We start from the raw sequence: 821 nt of genomic DNA on the forward strand, positions 1-821 counted from the left end.
GGCCAGCAGCAGTCTCCTGGCACGCCTGGGCACCACAAGCGTGCGGCTGGCTGCGTGGCGACCTGCTGCCCCCTGGCCTGCCAGGCGGCCGTGCCGGACGCGCCCTGGTTGGGCGACGCGCTGAGCCTGCGCCCCTCCGAGATCCTCGGCCTGGCCCAGCAGGACGGCGTCGCGGAGCCGCGTCTCCTGCGCATCGAGCGGCCACCCAGGCACCGCGCCTGACCGCGGCGGGCGCACCCGCCCGCTCCCGCACGCCGCCCCCGGCCGAGCCCTGACCAGGCCCCTTCCTGCGCAGGCCGCGCCCGGCGTCGTCGGCACAGCCGCGCCTTCGCGCCACCTCCCTGTCCGCCGGTCCGCGCCTGCCGTCGCGGTCGCCAGCCCCCGTTCGGGATCCAAGCCGATGCTCAACCTCCTCAGGCCGGCCGTGGCGCTCGCGGCCCTGCCGCTCGCGGCCTGCGTGCCCACCGCCGCGCCGGACTGGCTCGTCCAGCCCGCCAACCCCGCCGTCGCCGTGCGCGCGCCGCGCTACTCCGCGGTCACCGCGGGCGTGGCGCGCTACGACGTCGTCGACCCCAAGGACTGGCGCGAGCTCAACCGCGCGGTGACGCCGAAGCCCGGCCAGAGCGGCATGGAGGGCATGGACCACTCCCGGATGCCCGGCATGAACATGCCCGGCATGGGCGGCAGGCGCGACACGGGAGGGCGGTGATGCGCGGCCCCTGTAACCAAACCCAGCTCGCCGCCGGACTTAGCCCCAGTAGGAACTCACGGATGACCTCGACCACAGACTCGCGGGTCCGGCGCATGCCGGGGAGCCGAAA

Annotated in this window: 1 protein-coding gene and 1 pseudogene; both read left to right on the plus strand. The window is 76.1% G+C overall.

The features are described 5' to 3' along the window. A pseudogene (locus VQ02_RS33865) lies at positions 1-222 on the plus strand (hypothetical protein); the annotation flags it as partial. 178 nt (positions 223-400) lie between these two features. Then, positions 401-709, plus strand: coding sequence for a hypothetical protein (locus VQ02_RS33875; protein ID WP_048448674.1), 309 nt, complete (start codon positions 401-403; stop codon positions 707-709). Positions 710-821 lie beyond the last annotated feature (112 nt).

The sequence above is a fragment of the Methylobacterium variabile genome, assembly GCF_001043975.1.
Classification (GTDB): Bacteria; Pseudomonadota; Alphaproteobacteria; order Rhizobiales; family Beijerinckiaceae; genus Methylobacterium; species Methylobacterium variabile.